We start from the raw sequence: 19,125 nt of genomic DNA on the forward strand, positions 1-19,125 counted from the left end.
CTGTTGTCAACAGCGGCGCCGTCCAGGTCAGCAACTGGCGCAATGGCGCGAGCGCTCGGGCGCAGACGACATCCGTTCCCGTATGACGGGCGATGATGTCCTCGATGCGGGCAATGTGGACCCGGGCGGGCGCCCCCGTCAGACGGGCGGTCTCCAGGAGAAAAGCGCATTTGCGTGCGTTGCTTTCCACGAGATCGACCTGAAAGCCGTTCCGGTCTCGACCCGCAATGGCCAGGATCAAGCCGGGAATTCCGGCACCTGAGCCGAGATCGAGCCACCGGGTCGCCTTTGGCGCGAGAGCGAGAAGCTGGAGTGCGTCGGCGACGTGGCGCGTCCACACGTTGGCCATCGTGGCCGGGCCGACCAGATTCTTGACGGTCTGCCAGCGGCGCAGTTGCTCGACATAGACATCGAGGGCTGCTGCCGTTTCACGTGAAACAGACGCGTCGGACAAGACCCGCTCTCGCGCGCTTCGGGACGGCATCAGGTGCGCAAGGTCGATGCCGGCACGACACGGCGTGCATGCGCGGCAAGCAGCGTCAGAGCCGCCGGTGTCACACCTTCGATGCGTGCGGCCTGTCCGAGTGTACCGGGGCGAACGATTTCCAGCTTCGTCCTCAACTCGTTCGAAAGACCGGGGATCGCCCCGTAGTCGAGCCTGGACGGCAGCGCGAGGGCCTCGTCTCGCCGAAAGGCCGCGATATCGGCGCGCTGGCGATCGAGGTAGACCGCATAGGTCGCATCCGTGCAGAGCCGGTCGACGATCCGGGCGGAAACGGTGGCGAGCTGCGGCCAGACGGACACGAGACGGCGCCAATCGATCTCCGGATAGGAGAGAAGCTGGAAGGCCGTGCGGCGGATTCCGTCCTGGTTCAGGGCGATGCCGTGCGCCAGAGCCTGGGACGGCGTCAACGACAAGGCATCGAGTTGCGCACGCGCTTCGCGGAGTTCCGCTTGGTTGTGCGCGAATGCCGTCGCCCGGGGAGATCCGACGCAGCCAAAGTCCAGACCGCGCGGCGTCAGTCTCTCATCCGCGTTGTCGACCCGCAGGGACAACCGGTACTCCGAGCGGGAGGTGAACATGCGATAGGGCTCGCTGACCCCGTGTGTGGTGAGGTCGTCGATCATCACTCCCAGGTAGGATTCGGCGCGGTCGAAGACGGCCGCCGGCGCTCCTCCGGCGAGGCGGGCGGCATTGAGGCCGGCCACCAACCCTTGAGCCGCAGCTTCTTCGTAGCCCGTGGTCCCGTTGATCTGCCCGGCCAGGAATAGGCCCGGAAGGCGCCGGGTCTGGAGCGAGGTGTCGAGCTCGCGTGGATCGACGTAATCGTACTCGATGGCATAGCCAGGCCGCAGGATCGTAGCCCGTTCGAGACCCGGGATCAGGTGGATCAGGTCGCGCTGGATCTCTTCCGGCAAGGCGGTGGAGATGCCGTTCGGATAGACCGTCGGATCTTCGAGACCCTCGGGCTCGAGGAAAATCTGATGACCTTCGCGGTCGCCGAAGCGCACGACCTTGTCCTCGATGGACGGACAGTAGCGCGGCCCACGGCTGCTGATACCGCCCGAATACATCGGTGATCGATGCAGGTTCTGGCGGATCAGATCATGGACGGCCTGCGTAGTCCGGGTGATGCCGCACTGGATCTGCGGAGTGGTGATGCGCTCGGTGAGGGACGAGAACGGCACCGGTTCGTCGTCGGCCGACTGCATCTCCAGAGACGACCAGTCGACAGTACGGCCATCGAGGCGCGGCGGCGTCCCGGTCTTGAGACGCCCTAGGATGAAACCGTGGCGATCGAGGCACCGAGCCAAGCCGACGGAGGGTCCCTCCCCCATCCGGCCCGCGGGGGTCTGGATCTCGCCGATATGGATCAATCCGCGGAGGAAGGTGCCGGTGGTCAGCACCACCGCTGCGCATCCGAGGCTGCGTCCGTCGGCGAGGAGGACACCGGCAACGCGGCCATCGTGCTCGACGAGATCGGCGACCTCGCCTTCGATGACGATCAGGTTCGCTGTCTCGGCGACGGCCGCTTGCATGGCAGCCGCATAGAGCCTGCGGTCGGTCTGGGTGCGAGGCCCCCGCACGGCCGGTCCCTTGCGGCGGTTGAGGAGGCGGAACTGGATGCCGGATGCGTCTGCGACCCGTCCCATCAATCCGTCGAGCGCGTCGACCTCGCGCACGAGATGGCCCTTGCCCAGCCCGCCGATGGCCGGGTTGCAGGACATCGCTCCGATCGTCGAAGCCTTGTGCGTGACGAGGACGGTGCGCGCCCCGGTTCGCGCCGCGGCCGCAGCAGCCTCGACGCCGGCATGGCCGCCGCCAACCACGACAATATCGAAAGAATCGGAACGGGGGAGGGACATGCGCGTGATTACGCGGCAGGGCTCGGTGGCGTCAACGGCCGAGGAGGGAGCAAGGTCGAGGACGTCCGGTCTCCGGCCGATACCGAGAACGTTTCACGTGAAACGGTGCGACAGCTTATTCGCCCGTCCCACCTGCCTGTCTCACTTGCCGATACAGAACCCGGCGAACAGCCGATCCAGCATCTCCTCAATACCCACCTGCCCTGCCACCTCACCCAGCGCCCGCACAGCCAGCCGAAGATCTTCGGCAACGAGCTCCGGCAACGCATCGGGGCCGCTCGCGATCAATCGGTCGAGGTGCCCGTAACAGCGTGTCAGTGCCTCACGGTGGCGTTCCCGGGTGATAAGGGCGTCGCCCGCACCAAGGGCTTGCGCAGCCTTCTCTCGGATGACGTCGAAGAGATGTCCGATCCCCTCGCCCGTTACAGCAGATATCGCGATCACGCCATGTGCCACGCATTCCGCATCAGCGAGATCGGATTTCGACCACACCTCCAGGGCTCCGGATATGGTTTCGCCGCCGGATGCACTCGTCCTATCCTTCAGGTGAAGCACAAGATCGGCGCCATCCATGCGGCCGCGCGTGCGCCGTATGCCCTCGACCTCGATGGGATCGACGCTGTCCCGTAAGCCGGCCGTATCGATAAGGACCACCGGAAGGCCGTCGAGGTCGCAGCGCACCTCGATCGCATCGCGGGTGGTACCGGGAATGGGCGATACGATTGCAACGTCACGGCGAGCGAGAAGGTTCAGAAGCGTCGATTTTCCGGCATTCGGTGCTCCGGCGAGAACGACCGTGAACCCGTCGCGCAGACGTTCGCCGCGTCGGCCATCCGACAATGCTTCGGCGATCGCATCGCGTAGATCGGCAGATTTGTCGAACAAGGTCGCGTCGATGCCAGCCTCGTCGACATCTCCCTCATCCGAGAAGTCGAGGGCTGCCTCCGTTGCGGCGAGCAGATCGATCAAGCGGGTTCGCCACTCCGCGACCTGCCGACCGAGCGCACCTTCGAGTTGGCGCAGGGCTTGACGCCTTTGGGCCTCCGTCTCAGCCTCGATCAGGTCGGCGGTGGCCTCCGCTTCCGTGAGATCGATGCGGCCGTTGAGGAAAGCACGCCGACTGAACGCTCCGGCCTCGGCGGGGCGGCAGCCGGGTCGTGCCGACAAGCTCGCCAGCACGCCTGCCCGGACAGCAAGCCCGCCATGCAGGTACAGTTCCGCCATGTCCTCGCCGGTGAAGGTGCCGGGGCCGGGCATCCAGCAGACCATGGCACGGTCGAGGATCTCACCGGCGGGATCGCGCAGTGCCCGTAGGGATAGGCGCCGGGGAGGGGGACGTAGCCCGCAGAGGTCGTCGAGGATCGCGGCGCAGTCAGGGCCGCTGATCCGGATGACCGTGATCGCGCTTCGGCCGAAGCCCGTCGCTGGCGCAAAGATCGTGGCACTGTCGGGTGTCATATCGAATCCAGACGCTGAGACCTCTGTCCGGTCATCGCACGGCCGATTCGAAGTTCGCTTTCAGGACATCGAGCCGCAAATTGGACCCCAGTTTTCGACGCGATACCTTTCATTCATAGCCGGCGAAATGAAAGCTTTCTCGCCAAAATCAATCCTGTCTCAGGTGTTCATCGAATCGAAGAAGTCGTTGTTGCTCTTGGTCTGACGCAGCTTGTCCATGAGGAACTCGATCGCGTCGGTGACGCCCATCGGATTGAGGATGCGCCGCAGAACGTAGGTCTTCTTGAGCGAGTCGGGCGCGACCAGGAGCTCTTCCTTGCGAGTGCCGGAGCGGGTGATGTCGATGGCGGGGAAGATGCGCTTGTCCGAGACCTTGCGGTCCAGGATGATCTCGGAATTGCCGGTGCCCTTGAACTCCTCGAAGATCACCTCGTCCATGCGCGAGCCGGTATCGATGAGCGCGGTGGCGATGATCGAGAGCGAACCGCCCTCCTCGATGTTGCGCGCGGCACCGAAGAAGCGCTTGGGACGCTGCAGCGCGTTGGCGTCGACGCCGCCGGTCAGCACCTTGCCGGACGAGGGTACCACGGTGTTGTAGGCGCGTCCGAGGCGCGTGATCGAATCGAGCAGGATGACGACGTCACGGCCGTGCTCGACCAGGCGCTTGGCCTTCTCGATCACCATCTCGGCGACCTGGACGTGGCGGGTCGCCGGCTCGTCGAAAGTCGAGGCGATGACCTCGCCCTTCACCGAGCGGATCATGTCGGTGACCTCCTCCGGGCGCTCGTCGATGAGCAGCACGATGAGGTAGCATTCCGGGTGGTTGATGGTGATCGACTGCGCGATGTTCTGCATCAGCACGGTCTTGCCGGTGCGCGGCGGCGCCACGATCAGCGCGCGCTGGCCCTTACCAATGGGGGCCACGATGTCGATGATGCGGGGCGAGAAGTCCTTCTTGGGCGGATTGTCCAGTTCGAGCTTGAAGCGCTTCGTGGGGAACAGCGGCGTCAGGTTGTCGAAATGGACCTTGTGCTTGATCTTCTCGGGGTTCTCGAAGTTGATCGTGTTGACCTTGAGCAGCGCGAAGTAGCGCTCGCCGTCCTTGGGGCCACGGATCGGACCCTCGACGGTGTCGCCGGTGCGCAAGCCGAAGCGACGGATCTGGGTCGGCGAGATGTAGATGTCGTCGGGACCGGGCAGGTAGTTCGATTCGGAGGAGCGAAGGAAGCCGAAGCCGTCCTGCAGGACTTCCACCGTGCCGGCACCGATGATCTCGACATCCTTGGCGGCAAGCTGCTTCAGGATCGAGAACATCAGCTCCTGCTTGCGCATCGTGGAGGCGTTCTCGACCTCGACCTCCTCGGCGAAGGCGATCAGGTCGGTGGGCGTCTTCGACTTCAGGTCCTGAAGCTTGACCTCGCGATGCGCGTCGAGGACGGCGACCGCGCTCTCCTCCGGCAGGTCCGCGGACAAGGCCGCGGGAATGAGGGCATCGTTCTGAGACGTCATGGCTGGGGGAGACCGGATGGGATGGGAAAACCGACGGAAGACAACGAAGATCGGGAATCGAAGGTCGTTCGGGAGGTGCCGGGCGCCGTCTCGGCGCTTGTCATCGGACCGCTTTGCGGGGTCCGCACATCGTCTGCGTGGGGCCCGGAGGCTCGCGGATGCGTCACGGCGTAAACAGGAGGGATTCTTCCTTATCGCGTTTCCTGGCCGGGCTCAAGTCCCGTCAGCGCCGCTTCAGGCGGACATAGAGCGCCCCGGCCCCGCCGTGATGCCGGGCGGCCTCCTCGAAGCCGAGCACGACGCCACGCAGCTCGGGCGCGCGCAGCCAGTGCGGCACGGAACGGCGCAGGACGCCGCGCTCGGAGAAGGCGTCGTCGTAGGCGAGGCCCCTGGTCTCTCCGCCCTTGCCGGTGACGACGAGGATGTGGGTGTGGCCCAAGGCCTGAGCCCGCATCAGAAACCCCACCAGGGCGTTGTGGGCCTGGGCCTGATACATCCCGTGGAGATCGATCCGCGCATCGACCTGCAGGGCGCCCCGGCGCAGGGCCAGGCGGGTCCGGCGCTCCAGCCCTGGGGCGGGAGGCGGCGCCGGCTTCATGACGGGTACGGCGGGCGAGGGAAGCGGCGTCGGCTTGAGCACGATGCGTTTTGCAGGCGGCTTCGGCGGCAGCTTGATCATCGGATCCGGCAAGGGCCGGACCGCGACCGGTGGTTTCGTGTCCGCGATCGGCGGCGGGGGCGAGGCATGATCCTTCGGGGAGGCCTTGCCCTTTAGGGGCGTGATCAGGCGAGCGATGGCGCTCCACAATCGTGCGTCTTCGCCCGAGAGCGAGCGGGAGCGTCGCGGCGGCCTCATGGCTGGGCCGACACGGGCTCTGGACCCGCCTTGGCGGGCTCTTTCGTGAGGCCCTGGTGAGGCTTGGGCAGCAGTACGACGAAGCCGACGGCATCGCGCAGGTTGCCGGCCACGACCCCCGCAGCTTCGCCGGTTCCGAGATAGAGGTCGCCTCGGGCCGGACCGACGATGGCCGAGCCGGTGTCGGCGGCGACGACGAGACGGCCGGGCTCGGAGGAGCCGGGCAAGGTGCCTTCCAGCCAGAACGGTAGCCCGTATCGCCACAGATTGGCATCGACCGCGAGGCTGCGGCCAGGCACCAGCGGTACACCCGCCGCCCCCGGCGGGCCGAGCCGGGAGTCTGCCACCTCGGCGAGGCGAAAGAAGATGTAGGAGGCATTGGCGCGCATCAGCCGTCGGGCAGCGTCCGGATTCGCCCGCAGCCAGGACGTCCAGCGGGCCAGCGTCAGGCCCTCTAGGGGCAGATGGCCTTCCGCGACGATGCGCTTGGCGATGGAGGTGTAGGGCTGGCCGTTGCGGCCGTCATAGAGCACCCGGACGGCGCGGCCGTCGGGCAGGCGGACCCGGCCGGAGCCCTGGACCTGCAGCACGAAGAGGTCGACCGCATCGCGCAGGTAGAGGAGCGGCCGGGCGCGTTCACCCAGCGCCCCATCCTCGATGGCGGCCCGATCGGGATAGGGCGCGAACCCGTCGGGCGTCCGGCGCGCGGCGCGAAGGCCGGAGTCGAGGCCTGGCAGCGTTTCCCCGGGGTTCAGGCTCACGAGATCGTCGGGGCGCGCCAGAACGGGGGTCGCGAACCCGTCGCCGGGCGTGAGGGACCCGGTCAGCTCCGGCTCGAAATAGCCGGTGAGGAACCCGGTCCGTCGCGAGGTACCCCCCTCGCCCGGCCGCAGGATGCGGTAGGCATCGAAGGCCTGCGTGAAGAAGGCGGCCGCTCCGTCGGGCGCAGTGCCCTGCGCGCGTTCGCAGGCCCCGGCCAGATCCTCGGCCGACCCTTGCGCGGTGGCAGGGATCGCCACGATGGGACCCGAGCAGTTCCGGCGGAAGTGATCGAGGGCGGCCGCGGGATCCGCGCCCGGAAACCCCGCCAATGCGGATGCGGCGACGGGTTCGAGGATCGCATCACCGACCCTCAAAGGCGCCTGGGCGACCGCGAGGCCGGACCAGGTCAGGGCTGCGAGGACGCTCCCGGCAAGGAGAGGCTGAGAGGGTCCGGGCACGGCGGCAGGATCAGGCGCCGGCTTCCGTGGCGACGAGCTGCCAGTTCGGATCGCGGGTGCCGAGCGTGCGGGCGAAGGTCCAGACGTCGGGAACCTCAACGACGGCCTCCGCACTGCCGTCCACCACCTTGCCGTCGGCGTCCCGGGTCGCCGTGATGAGGTGCGAGAGGAAACGCACGGTGACCTGCGCCACGCGGTTCTTCACCTCGACGGCGACGATCTCGGCCTTGTCGAGGGAGACGAAGGTGGTCTCCAGCACCTGGCGCCGGGCCTCTCGCTCGGTGATCTCGCGCTCGAAGCCCTCGCACACCTCCTTCGACAATAGCATCCGCAAGGTCTTGCGGTCGCCCTTGGCGAAGGCGATCACGATGGCCTCATAGGCGCTCTTGGCGCCATCGAGGAAGACGCGCGGATCGAAGGCGGGCTCGGCCTGGACCACGGCCTCGAGGCCGGTTGCCACGGACGAGCCGGGCTCGGCGAAGCCGCGCCAATCCCGCGGTTCGGGCGCCGCGGCCTGCGGGGGAGGCGCGACGCGATCGGCTCCGGGCAGGCGTACGACGTTATCGCCCTCCTTTCGTGCCACCGGTGTCTGGTTGCGGTCCACCGGTTTGAAGGGCGAGCGCTCCGTCCCGGTCTTTTGGCCGAGCACCGAGCGCAGGCGCCAGATCACGAACACCGCGAGCGCCAGGAAGATCAATGTCGTCGCGTCGAGAGAATCCTGCATCACCGATCCGTTCGTGGCCGTCAGATGTATCCGCGCGTGTCGCGCTCGTTCGGGAACCGGTCCCGCCGCTCGCAGCCACCGCCTTTAGCCGAGCGAAGCGCAAGGAGCGAGCCGAAGACGCTCGATCGCCGTGTGGCGCGTCCTCTCGCCATATGGGGCGTGGGCGTCACCGGTTCCACCACCCGTCCCGCGGGGTCGACATGGTCCATCGGCTTGTTCGCGCCGATCCCCCGTGATAGCGCGCTCTCGAACGGAAGGCACCCGGCCGCGCTGATGGGCGGTGCCGAACAGCCCTGATCCGAAAGAGGACGACACGCCATGGCCGACACCCCGGCACCGAACGGCAACGGTGGCGCCACGGCGCAGCCCGAAGACCTCGCGCCCGCCATCAACGCCCTGGCGCAATACGCCAAAGACCTCTCCTTCGAGAATCCGAACGCCCCGCGCTCGCTCCAGCCTCAGGAGGGCGGCGGCCCGCAGATCAACATCCAGGTCAACGTCAACGCCAAGCAGCTGGCCGAGGCCGATTTCGAAGTCGAGCTGACGCTCGAGGGCGACGCCAAGATCTCCGGCGAGGTGCTGTTCGCCTTCGAGCTGACCTATGCGGGCGTGTTCCGCATGCGCAACATCCCGGAGGATCAGCTCCATCCCGCCGTCATGATCGAGTGCCCGCGCCTGCTCTTCCCGTTCGCCCGCCAGATCATCGCCGAATCGGTGCGCAACGGCGGCTTTCCGCCCCTGTACATCGATCCGATCGACTTCGTGGGCCTCTACCGCCAGAAGGCATTCGAGGCTCAGCAGCAGGGCGGCGAGGGCCAGCCGCTGGCGTCCTGAACGCCAAGCGTCCCATCCGGTTCTGAACTAGGCCGGCCGCCGCAAGGCGCGCCGGCCTTCTTTTGTGCTCTGATCGTAGGCCGGCCCTGCCGAGGGCCTGGGCGGAGGAACCCGTCCACCCTCCGCCGGTTGGCGTCCGGGCAAACGGGGCTCAGTTGCGGATGCAAGAGGACGCGCGCAGGATCACCGTCACCGAGCGCCCGGAGGTGCCGGCCCTCGCCGTCGTCTTCGGCTTCGGTCCGATGCTGCCCCTCGTGGCGGGCGCCGGCCTCGCCTGGTGGCTGCGCGGCCAGGCTGGCGAGCGGGTGACGGTCCTCACCATCCTGTGGGGCTGCGCGATCCTGCTGTTCCTCTCCGGGGTCCGCCGTGGCCTCAGCTTCCGCACCGAGGGCGGGGAGACCATGGCGCAGATCGCCACCATGCTCGGCTTGTTCGGGCTGGGCTTCGCCGCCCTCCTGGCCGTCGCGTTCGGGATGCCGCCGGTCGCGCTGCTCCTGCTGATGACCGGGTTCGCCGCCATCGCCATCCTCGATCCCATCGCGGCCCGTCGCGGCGAGGCGCCGCTGTTCATGGCGCGCCTTCGCCCGATGCAGATGCCGCTGGCGATCCTGAGCCTGGCTGCCCTGCTGGCCTTGAAGCTGTGGGGCTGACCCCGCCCGCTTGCCGCCCTGCCCCACCCTGCGTTAGAGCCCGGCCACCCCCGCCCCGCCCCGGACGCAACGCATCATGGCCCAGGCCGAATCCAACAAGGCCGCCTCCCCCAAGGTCGCCTCCCCTAAGGCCGACACCCTGAAGCCCCGGCTCCCACGCGGCCTCGTCGACCGCCGTGCCGACGAGATCGCGGCGCAGGAACGGATGCTGGAGACGATCCGGGCCAGCTTCGAGCTCTACGGTTTCGAGGCGCTGGAGACCCCGTTCATCGAATACACCGAGGCGCTGGGGAAATTCCTGCCCGACCTCGACCGTCCGAACGAGGGCGTGTTCTCGTTCCAGGACGACGACGAGTCGTGGCTCTCGCTCCGCTACGACCTCACCGCGCCACTCGCCCGGCACGTCGCCGAGAATTTCGACGCGCTGCCCAAACCCTATCGCAGCTTCCGCAACGGCTATGTTTTTCGCAATGAGAAACCGGGACCGGGGCGTTTCCGGCAGTTCATGCAGTTCGATGCCGACATCGTCGGCGCTGCTAGCGTCGCGGCGGACGCCGAGATCTGCATGCTCATGGCCGACACGCTCGATCGACTCGGGCTGGCCGGCCAGTACGTGGTCAAGGTCAACAACCGCAAGGTCCTCGACGGAGTCATGGAGGCGATCGGGCTCGCTGGTCCCGACAAGGCCGGGCAGCACCTCACCGTGCTGCGGGCGATCGACAAGCTCGACCGGCTCGGTGCGGACGGCGTGCGCCTGTTGCTCGGGCCTGGCCGCAAGGACGAGAGCGGGGATTTCACCAAGGGCGCGGGGCTCGACGACGCGGCGATCACTCGCATCCTCGCCTACGTTGCGTTCCAGGCCGCTCCCGTGGCCGGCGGAGACCGCGTCGCGTTCTGGGACCAGTTCTTCGGCGCATGGAGCGACGTCGTCGGCACCTCCGAGACGGGCCACGAGGGCATCGCCGAGCTGCATGCGATGATGCGCCTGTGCGAGGCCGGCGGCTACGGCTCGGACAGGATCCGGGCGGACCCCTCCGTCGTGCGCGGCCTCGAATACTATACCGGCCCGGTCTACGAGGCCGAACTGACCTTTCCGGTCACCAACGAGGACGGCCAGACCGTGCGCTTCGGCTCGGTGGCCGGGGGAGGGCGCTACGACGGTCTCGTCGGGCGGTTCCGACCCGAGCCGGTGCCGGCCACGGGCTTCTCCATCGGCGTCTCACGGCTGTTCTCGGCGCTGCAGCTCATCAAGAGCCCACTGCTGAACGGCACCGCCAAACCCGGCCCCGTCGTCGTGCTCGTCCTCGACCGCGAAAACATCGCCGACTACCAGCGCCTCGTCGCCCTCCTTCGTGGCGAGGGCATCAGGGCCGAACTCTATCTCGGCGGCTCCGGCATGAAGGCGCAGATGAAATACGCCGACCGGCGCGGCTCCCCCTGCGCGATCATCCAGGGCTCGAACGAGCGCGAGGCCGGCGAGGTCCAGATCAAGGACCTGATCGAGGGCGCCAAGGCGTCCGAGAGCATTTCGAGCAACGCCGAATGGAAGGCCGCCAAGCCCGCGCAGGTCTCGGTGCCGGAGGGCGAGATGGTGGCGCGGGTGAAGGACGTGCTGGCCCGGCATTTTTAAGAGCGAGCCCGGGTCTTCCCTCCCCCTTGCGGGGAGGGGAGGGCGCCTCAACAATCGAGCGTCGTATCCCGCTCCCATTGCGTCAGGTGGCGGGCGTAGGCCTCCCATTCCTGCGTCTTGAGCTTGAGGAAGGCCGGCACGAAGGCACCCAGCGCCTCCCCCAGCACAGGATTCCCTTCCAGCGCCCGTAGGGCGTCGAGGAGGTTCAGCGGCAGGCGCTTCACGCCCTCCACCGTGTGGCCGTGCGTGTACATGTTGATGTCGAGGCGAGGGCCCGGATCGCGCCCATGGCGCAATCCATCGAGGCCGGCGGCGAGGAGCCCGGCCTGGAGCAGGTAGGGGTTCACCGCTCCGTCGGCGAGGCGGAACTCGAATCGGCCGCCATCGGGGATGCGGATCATGTGGGTGCGGTTGTTGCCCGCATAGGTCACGGTGTTGGGCGACCAGGTCGCGCCGGACGTCGTCGTCGCCGAGTTGAGCCGCTTGTAGGAATTCACCGTCGGGTTGGTGATCGCCGCCAGACCTTCGGCCGAATGCATCAACCCACCGATGAAGCGGTAGCCCTCCTGCGACAGGCCGAGCGCGCCGGTGGCATCGGCGAAGACATTGGTGTCGCCGCGCCACAGCGAGACATGGGCGTGGCAGCCCGAGCCGGTCAGGTCCGAGAAGGGTTTGGGCATGAAGGTCGCCCGCAGGCCGTGCTTCTCGGCGATGGAGCGGGCCATGAACTTGAAGAAGGCGTGCCGGTCGGCGGTGACGAGAGCGTCGTCATAGGCCCAGTTCATCTCGAACTGGCCGTTGGCGTCCTCGTGGTCGTTCTGGTAGGGCGCCCAGCCGAGCGCGAGCATCGCGTCGCAGATCTCGGTGATGACGTCGTAGCGGCGCATCAGGGAAGATTGATCGTAGCAGGGCTTCATCTGCCGGTCGGCCATGTCGGCGGGGGAGAGGCCGTCGGGCGTGATCAGGAAGAACTCGGGCTCGACGCCGGTCTTCATCTGCAGGCCGTCCGTCGCGGCGTCCGCGATCAGACGTTTGAGGAGGTTGCGCGGCGCCTGCGCGACGGGCCGTCCGTCCATGTAGAGATCGGCCGGCAGCCAGCCGACCTCCGGCTTCCAGGGGAGCTGGATCAGGCCGTCGGCGTCGGGCAACGCGAAGACATCGGGATCGGCCGGCGTCAGGTCGAGCCAGGAGGCGAAGCCCGCGAACCCGGCTCCGTCGCGCGCCATTCCCTTGATGGCGGAAGCCGGCACCAGCTTGGCACGCTGGGCGCCGAAAAGGTCGGTGTAGGAGATCAGGAAATAGGCGATGCCGCGTTCCTTGGCGGCGGCTTCGAGGTCCAGCGTCATCGCAATCCCCTCTCGTAGTGATGGCGCGTGATCCTCACCCCCTCTGCGGGGGAGGGTTTCTAGAACCCTGCCCGTCCCGGCACCCAGTCCGTCCCCGCAAGCGGGACCCGTGCCATTGCCGCCGCCTCGATGGTGAGGGCCACGAGGTCCTCCGGCTCGAGGTTGTGGAGATGGTTCTTGCCGCAGGCACGGGCGATGGTCTGGGCCTCCAGCGTCATCACGGCGAGGTAGTTGGCGAGCCGCCGGCCACCGAGAACCGGATCGAGGCGGGCCGCCAGTTCCGGGCGCTGCGTCGTGATGCCGGCGGGGTCGTTGCCCTCGTGCCAGTCGTCGTAGGCGCCGGCGGTGGTGCCGAGCGCCTGATATTCGGCCTCGTAGGCCGGGTCGTTGTCGCCGAGCGCGATGAGCGCAGCGGTACCGATCGCCACCGCGTCCGCGCCGAGCGCCAGCGCCTTGGCCACATCCGCCCCGGAGCGGATGCCGCCCGAGACCACGAGTTGCACGGTGCGATGGAGCCCGAGATCCTGCAGCGCCTGCACCGCCGGGCGGATCGCCGCCAGGATGGGCAAGCCGACATTCTCGATGAAGACGTCCTGCGTCGCCGCGGTGCCGCCCTGCATGCCGTCGAGCACCACCACGTCGGCCCCGGCCTTGGCGGCGAGCGCCGTATCGTAATAGGGGCGCGAGGCGCCGACCTTGACGTAGATCGGCGTCTGCCAATCGGTGATCTCGCGCAGTTCCTCGATCTTGATCGCGAGGTCGTCCGGCCCGGTCCAGTCCGGGTGCCGGCAGGCCGAGCGCTGGTCGATGCCCGGGGGCAGGTTGCGCATGTTTGCTACCCGATCGGTGATCTTCTGGCCGAGCAGCATGCCGCCGCCGCCGGGCTTGGCGCCCTGGCCGATGACGATCTCGATGGCGTCGGCCCGGCGGAGATCCACCGGGTTCATGCCGTAGCGGGAGGGGAGGTATTGGTAGACGAGTTTTTCGGAATGGCCGCGCTCCTCCTCCGTCATGCCGCCGTCGCCCGTCGTCGTCGACGTCCCGGCGAGCGTCGCCCCGCGTCCCAGCGCCTCCTTGGCCTGACCCGAGAGCGAGCCGAAGCTCATGCCGGCGATGGTGATCGGGGTCTTGAGGACGATCGGTTTGCCGGCAAAACGGGCGCCCATCACGACCTGGGTGTCGCATCGCTCGCGATACCCCTCCAGCGGGTAGCGGCTCATCGAGGCGCCGAGGAACAGGAGGTCGTCGAAATGCGGGAGCTTGCGCTTCGCGCCCGCCCCGCGGATGTCGTAGATGCCGGTCGCCGCAGCGCGGCGGATCTCGGCCATCACATCCGGCGTGAAGGTCGCCGAGAGGCGCGGACGGGTGCGGGGTGGCGCGCTCATCAATAGGCTCCCGCGTTGTCGACGTGGAACTGGTACAGGCGCCTCGCCGAGCCGTAGCGGCGGAATGCGGAAGGGTCGACTTCGCCGGAGAGGCCCGCTGCGGCCAGCTTCTCGGCGAGCTGCGCCACGTGCTCGGGCCGCATCTCCTTCTCGATGCAATCGGCGCCGAGGCTCGTGACCGAGCCTCGCACGTAAAGCCTCGCCTCGTAGAGGGAATCGCCCAGAGCCTCGCCGGCATCGCCGAGCACGGCGAGGGTGCCCGATTGCGCCATGAAGGCCGACATGTGGCCGACCGAGCCCTTCACCACGATGTCGACGCCCTTCATCGAGATGCCGCAACGCGCCGCGGCGTTGCCGTCGATCACGAGGAGGCCGCCATGCGCGGTGGCGCCGGCGGCCTGGCTGGCATCCCCGCGGACATGGACGAACCCCGACATCATGTTCTCGGCGACACCGACCCCGGCATTGCCGTTGATCACCACCTGCGCCTCGGCGATCATGCCGGCGCAGTAATAGCCGACATGGCCGTCGATCTCGACGGCGACGGGCAGGGCGAGCCCGGCCGCGACGGCGTGGCGCCCATCCGGGTTGCGGACCGTCCAGTGCGTCTCGTTGGTGTCGGCCTTCAGCGCGTGGAGGCTGCGGTTGAGCTCGCGCAGCGGCGTCTGGCGAAGGTCCACCAGCGGCATTAGTGGCGCTCCCAGGCGTAGACGGTGGCGGGTTCCGGCTCGAAGACGCGGGCCTGCCCGATCCCGGGCAAGCCGACCAATGCCCGGTACTCGGAGCCGAAGGCGACGTAGTCGTCGGTCTCGGCCATGATCGCGGGCTTGCAGGCGATGGGGTCTCGCAGCACGGCGAACCCTTCCGCCGTGCCGACCACGAAGGTGAAGAAGCCGTCGAGATCCGACAGGCTCGCCTCGAGGGCTTCCTTCAGCGAGCGGCCCTCGCGCATCCGCCAGGTCAGGTAGCCGGCCGCGACCTCGGAATCGTTGTCGGTGGAAAAGCTCAGGCCCTCGCGGCGCAGGCTGCGGCGTACCGCGTTGTGGTTGGAGAGCGAGCCGTTATGGACGAGGCACTGGTCGGGGCCGGTGGAGAACGGGTGGGCGCCGTTCGTGGTCACCGCGCTCTCGGTGGCCATGCGGGTGTGGCCGATCCCGTGGGTGCCGGCCATGGTCGAGAGCGCGAAGCGCTGTGCGACATCCGCCGGCAGCCCGACCTCCTTGTAGATCTCCATGCGCCGGCCGGAGCCGACGACATCGATGCCTGGACGGGATTCCAGCCACGCCCGGATGTCGGCCTCGCGGTTCGATGGAGCGACGATGACGGTGTGGGTGTCGCGCTCGAGCGCCGGCAGGGTCAAACCGAGGGCCGATCGAAGGTCGGCCACGACAGCCTTCAGGCTTGCCGCGTCCGGTCCGCGCAAGGTGATCTTGGCGCCGTCCGCCTGCGATCCGTAGACGGCAAAGCCGGCGCTGTCGGGACCGCGATCGGTCATGGTGCCCAGCATCCCGGCCATCAGCGCGCCGAGTTGCGACTCAAGAGACGAATCTTTGAGGAAGAGGCCGACGATGCCGCACATCTGGACAAGGCTCCGGACCGGCTCTGCGCCGGCTCGGACCTTAGCTCGCAGTCGGATTGAGGGTCAACGCCAGGAATTGTTTTTTCTTGAGAGGAAAGTCGCTCGCAGAATGCGGCTCCCTTCCCTCCCCTCCAGGGGGAAGGGTTCGTGGGGTCCTATTCCGCCGCCTCGACGAACACCGTGCCGGCACGCGGCAGGTCGAGGGTGTCCCAGGTCTCCGTCAGCGCCGCCGTCAGCCGGGCGATGCTGGCATCGTCGTGGAAGGGCGAGGGGGTGATGCGCAGGCGCTCGGTGCCCCGGGGCACCGTCGGGTAGTTGATCGGCTGGATATAGATGGCGTGGTGTTCGAGCAGATGGTCGGCCGCCGCCTTGCACAGCTCGGCGTCGCCCACCATCACGGGCACGATGTGGGTCTCGGTGTGCAGCACCGGCAGGCCCGCGGCCTCCAGAGCGCGCTTGGTCTGGGCCGCCTGGCGCTGGTGCGCCGCGCGCTCGACGTTGGAGCGCTTGAGGTAGCGCACCGACGCGCGGGCCGCCGCCGCGATGGCGGGGGGCAGGGCGGTGGTGAAGATGAAGCCCGGCGCGTGGCTGCGCACCGCGTCGCAGAGGATGGCCGATCCGGTGATGTAGCCGCCGACGCAGCCGAAACCCTTGGCGAGCGTGCCCTCGATCACGTCGACCCGGTGCATCACGCCGTCGCGTTCCGAGATGCCGCCACCGCGGGGACCATAGAGGCCGACGGCGTGGACCTCGTCGAGATAGGTCAGGGCGCCGTAGCGCTCGGCGAGGTCGCAGATCGCGCCGATCGGCGCGACGTCGCCATCCATGGAATAGACGCTCTCGAAGGCGATGAGCTTCGGGCGGTCGCCGGCGGCGCGCAGCAGCTCCTCGAGATGGGCGAGGTCGTTGTGACGGAAGACCCGCTTCTCGCAGCCGGAATGGCGCACGCCCTCGATCATCGAGTTATGGTTGAAGGCATCCGACAGGATCAGGCAGTCCGGGATCAGCTTGGCGATGGTCGAGATGCCGGCCTGGTTCGAGACGTAGCCGGAGGTGAAGACGAGGCCCGCCTCCTTGCCGTGGAGGTCGGCGAGCTCGCGCTCGAGATCGACCAGCGGCGAGTTGTTGCCGGCGATGTTGCGGGTGCCGCCGGCACCCACGCCGCAGCGCGCCGCGGTCCGAGCCATGGCGCCGACCACGTCCGGGTGCTGGCCCATGCCGAGATAGTCGTTCGAGCACCACACCGTGATCTCGGAGGTGCCGCCCTCGGGCCGGCGCCAATGCGCGATGGGGAAACGGCCGGCGATGCGCTCGATATCGGCGAAGACGCGGTAACGGCGCTCGCCGTGCAGACGGTCGAGGGCGTGGCGGAAGTGGGATTCGTAGTCGGTGCGGCTCGAACCTGCGTCCTGTGGCACGGCAGTCATCGCGGGCATCCGATTCACGGGCATCGGTCCTTGTTGGCTGGGTCGGGCCGAACGCGCATGGTGCGCGGCCTCTCGGTCAGAATCATCGTCGATCGGACCCTCGTCGGGTGAGGTCCGCGGCGTCGCCTGCCTTCGAGGGAAGTGGTCGGCGCCGTCTGATCCTGCCTCGGTTGACGTTAAAACTGTCTCGTTGCCGTCGGTTGACCGGCATCGATGACGATACAGGCCAAATTGGAATTGGTTCAAGTCGCGTCAAGCGACCCTGCTCTGCGCCCGTTGAGGTGCCTGCCGAAAGTCGCTACGGCGTCCTGGCGACGAAGGGTCGCGTGGGCGACCACGAGAAGGCAGGCGCCGACGGATGGCCAAGGGGACCGATGAGCGGACCGAACGCCTCAAGGCGGCACTTCGCGACAACCTGAAGCGGCGCAAGGATCAGTCGCGGGCACGGGCCGGTACCCCGCCGACCGCCCGGGATGCGACCGGTCAGGACATGCCCGATGGCGAGCCCCAAACGTCTTTCGGACAAAAAGTACCGTATAGCTCCGCGGATTGACGAGGATCGGCGGGCGGCTCCAGGGAGCGTCCCGCCCGCAAGGGACGACGATGGACCGCATTCACATCACCGGCGGCGCGCCGCTTCACGGCACGATCCCGATCTCGGGCGCCAAGAACGCCGCCCTTCCCCTGATGATCGCGAGCCTCATGACCGGAGAGGCACTGGAACTCGTCAACGTGCCGCGCCTCGCCGACATCCAGGCGCTGCTGCGCATCCTGAGCAACCACGGCGTCGACCACATGGTGGTGGGCAAGCGTCCGGGCCAGACCACAGAGACCGGCCAGACCATCCGGCTCACCGCCTCGAACGTCATCGACACCACAGCCCCCTACGACCTCGTCTCGACGATGCGGGCGAGCTTCTGGGTGATCGCGCCGCTGCTCGCCCGCTTCGGCGAGGCCCGCGTCTCGATGCCGGGCGGCTGCGCCATCGGCACGCGCCCCGTCGACCTGCTGCTGATGGCCCTGGAGCGCCTGGGCGCAACCATCGAGATCGATGGCGGCTACGTCATCGCCAAGGCCAAGAACGGCCTGCGCGGCGGCGAGATCAACTTCCCGAAGGTGACGGTGGGCGGCACCCACGTGGCGCTGATGGCGGCGGCTCTGGCAAACGGCTCGACCCTGATCGAGAACGCCGCCCGCGAGCCCGAGGTGGTGGATCTCGCCGCCTGCCTCGCCAAGATGGGGGCCAGGATCGAGGGAGCGGGCACGCCCCGCATCACGGTCGAGGGCGTCTCGCGCCTGCACGGCGCCCGCCACGAGGTCCTGCCCGATCGGATCGAGACTGGCACCTATGCCATGGCGGTGGCGATGACCGGCGGCGACGTGACCCTCGAGAATACCCGCGCCGACCTCCTGCACTCTGCGCTCGACGTGCTGGCCACCACGGGGGCCGAGATCACGACGGGCCCCGACATGATCCGCATCCGTCGCAACGGCGGCGGCATCGCCGCGGTGGATGTCACCACCGACCCGTTCCCGGGCTTCCCCACCGACCTGCAGGCGCAGTTCATGGCGCTGATGACGCTGGCCAAGGGCCGCTCTCACATCCGCGAGACGATCTTCGAGAACCGCTTCATGCACGTGCAGGAACTGGCGCGCCTCGGCGCCCGGATCAGGCTGGAGGGCGATCTCGCCATCGTCGAGGGCGTGGAGCGGCTGAAGGGCGCGCCGGTGATGGCCACCGACCTTCGCGCCTCGGTCTCGCTGGTGATCGCGGGCCTCGCCGCCGAGGGCGAGACCCAGATCAACCGGGTCTACCACCTCGACCGCGGCTTCGAGGCGCTGGAGGCCAAGCTCGGCCGCTGCGGCGCACAGATCCGGCGGGAGCGGAGCTGACGGCCCGACGCTCATCCGGTCAGCCGCCGATGGCGCCGCGCTTGAAGCCGAAGCCCGGGACCTCGCAACCGCATGGCGTGTTCATGGGAGCGGGACGGGTCATGCAGTTGCCTCGCGCAGTGACGCAGATGCCGCCGCCGCGGGGGCCGCGGCCGTAGCGATCGTCGTCGTCGTAGCGTGAACGGCGGCGGTCGTAGCGATCGTCGTCGTAACGACGCTCTTCGTACCGGCGGGGCCGGTCATCGTC

General features: G+C 68.1%; 16 protein-coding genes and 1 pseudogene. 4 read left to right on the top strand and 13 right to left on the bottom strand.

Annotation, left to right across the window (positions count from 1 at the left end):
* The 7 genes from ACFE7U_RS07140 to ACFE7U_RS07170 form a co-directional block, all read right to left on the bottom strand.
* The coding region (locus tag ACFE7U_RS07140) for a 16S rRNA (guanine(527)-N(7))-methyltransferase RsmG (RefSeq protein WP_375409041.1) at positions 1 to 484 on the bottom strand (484 nt) is incomplete at its 3' end.
* Positions 484 to 2,367, bottom strand: coding sequence for a tRNA uridine-5-carboxymethylaminomethyl(34) synthesis enzyme MnmG (gene mnmG, locus ACFE7U_RS07145; RefSeq protein ID WP_375409042.1), 1,884 nt, complete (start codon positions 2,365 to 2,367; stop codon positions 484 to 486). The genes mnmG and ACFE7U_RS07140, both read right to left, overlap by 1 nt.
* Positions 2,368 to 2,508: 141 nt before the next feature.
* On the bottom strand, positions 2,509 to 3,825 hold the full coding sequence (mnmE, locus tag ACFE7U_RS07150; RefSeq protein ID WP_375409043.1) for a tRNA uridine-5-carboxymethylaminomethyl(34) synthesis GTPase MnmE: 1,317 nt from the start codon (positions 3,823 to 3,825) through the stop codon (positions 2,509 to 2,511).
* A gap of 159 nt (positions 3,826 to 3,984) precedes the next feature.
* A complete protein-coding gene (rho, locus tag ACFE7U_RS07155) occupies positions 3,985 to 5,334 on the bottom strand; it encodes a transcription termination factor Rho (RefSeq protein ID WP_375409044.1) in 1,350 nt (449 codons plus the stop codon).
* Positions 5,335 to 5,557: 223 nt separating this feature from the next.
* Entirely contained in the window at positions 5,558 to 6,190 is a 633-nt protein-coding gene (locus tag ACFE7U_RS07160; protein WP_375409045.1) for a Smr/MutS family protein, read from the bottom strand.
* The gene (locus ACFE7U_RS07165) at positions 6,187 to 7,410 is read right to left on the bottom strand and encodes a murein transglycosylase A (RefSeq protein ID WP_375409046.1); all 1,224 of its coding nucleotides are present in this window, start codon (positions 7,408 to 7,410) and stop codon (positions 6,187 to 6,189) included. The genes ACFE7U_RS07160 and ACFE7U_RS07165 overlap by 4 nt, the downstream gene beginning before the upstream one ends.
* A 10-nt stretch (positions 7,411 to 7,420) precedes the next feature.
* On the bottom strand, positions 7,421 to 8,134 hold the full coding sequence (locus tag ACFE7U_RS07170) for a Tim44/TimA family putative adaptor protein (protein ID WP_375409047.1): 714 nt from the start codon (positions 8,132 to 8,134) through the stop codon (positions 7,421 to 7,423).
* A gap of 318 nt (positions 8,135 to 8,452) precedes the next feature.
* Here ACFE7U_RS07170 and secB point away from each other — a divergent pair, with 318 nt between their 5' ends.
* The 3 genes from secB to hisS all read left to right on the top strand — a co-directional run bounded on the left by secB (position 8,453) and on the right by hisS (position 11,248).
* A complete protein-coding gene (gene secB, locus ACFE7U_RS07175) occupies positions 8,453 to 8,968 on the top strand; it encodes a protein-export chaperone SecB (RefSeq protein ID WP_375409048.1) in 516 nt (171 codons plus the stop codon).
* 161 nt (positions 8,969 to 9,129) lie between these two features.
* Positions 9,130 to 9,618 (top strand): DUF3429 domain-containing protein, encoded by a 489-nt coding sequence (locus tag ACFE7U_RS07180; RefSeq protein WP_375409049.1) that lies wholly within the window; start codon positions 9,130 to 9,132, stop codon positions 9,616 to 9,618.
* Between the two features lie 76 nt (positions 9,619 to 9,694).
* Positions 9,695 to 11,248 carry a histidine--tRNA ligase gene (gene hisS, locus ACFE7U_RS07185; RefSeq protein WP_375409050.1) on the top strand — a complete coding sequence of 518 codons (1,554 nt, stop codon included), beginning with the start codon at positions 9,695 to 9,697 and terminating at the stop codon, positions 11,246 to 11,248.
* Positions 11,249 to 11,295: 47 nt separating this feature from the next.
* Here hisS and glnT read toward each other — a convergent pair whose 3' ends face one another.
* The 5 genes from glnT to hemA form a co-directional block, all read right to left on the bottom strand.
* On the bottom strand, positions 11,296 to 12,594 hold the full coding sequence (glnT, locus tag ACFE7U_RS07190) for a type III glutamate--ammonia ligase (RefSeq protein ID WP_375409051.1): 1,299 nt from the start codon (positions 12,592 to 12,594) through the stop codon (positions 11,296 to 11,298).
* A 59-nt stretch (positions 12,595 to 12,653) separates the two neighbouring features.
* Positions 12,654 to 13,979 carry an FMN-binding glutamate synthase family protein gene (locus tag ACFE7U_RS07195; protein ID WP_375409052.1) on the bottom strand — a complete coding sequence of 442 codons (1,326 nt, stop codon included), beginning with the start codon at positions 13,977 to 13,979 and terminating at the stop codon, positions 12,654 to 12,656.
* Positions 13,979 to 14,668, bottom strand: a complete 690-nt coding sequence (locus ACFE7U_RS07200; RefSeq protein ID WP_375409053.1) for a protein glxC — start codon at positions 14,666 to 14,668, stop codon at positions 13,979 to 13,981. Before ACFE7U_RS07200 ends, ACFE7U_RS07195 begins: the two co-directional genes overlap by 1 nt.
* The gene (locus tag ACFE7U_RS07205; RefSeq protein ID WP_375409054.1) at positions 14,668 to 15,558 is read right to left on the bottom strand and encodes a glutamine amidotransferase family protein; all 891 of its coding nucleotides are present in this window, start codon (positions 15,556 to 15,558) and stop codon (positions 14,668 to 14,670) included. Before ACFE7U_RS07205 ends, ACFE7U_RS07200 begins: the two co-directional genes overlap by 1 nt.
* A gap of 155 nt (positions 15,559 to 15,713) precedes the next feature.
* Entirely contained in the window at positions 15,714 to 17,009 is a 1,296-nt protein-coding gene (gene hemA, locus ACFE7U_RS07210; protein ID WP_375409055.1) for a 5-aminolevulinate synthase, read from the bottom strand.
* Between the two features lie 579 nt (positions 17,010 to 17,588).
* On the opposite strand from hemA, the gene murA reads away from it, so the two are divergent.
* On the top strand, positions 17,589 to 18,878 hold the full coding sequence (gene murA / locus ACFE7U_RS07215; protein WP_375409056.1) for a UDP-N-acetylglucosamine 1-carboxyvinyltransferase: 1,290 nt from the start codon (positions 17,589 to 17,591) through the stop codon (positions 18,876 to 18,878).
* A gap of 19 nt (positions 18,879 to 18,897) precedes the next feature.
* On the opposite strand, the pseudogene ACFE7U_RS07220 reads toward murA, so the two are convergent.
* A pseudogene (locus ACFE7U_RS07220) lies at positions 18,898 to 19,125 on the bottom strand (hypothetical protein); the annotation flags it as partial.

Source organism: uncultured Methylobacterium sp., from assembly GCF_964251405.1.
Classification (GTDB): Bacteria; Pseudomonadota; Alphaproteobacteria; order Rhizobiales; family Beijerinckiaceae; genus Methylobacterium.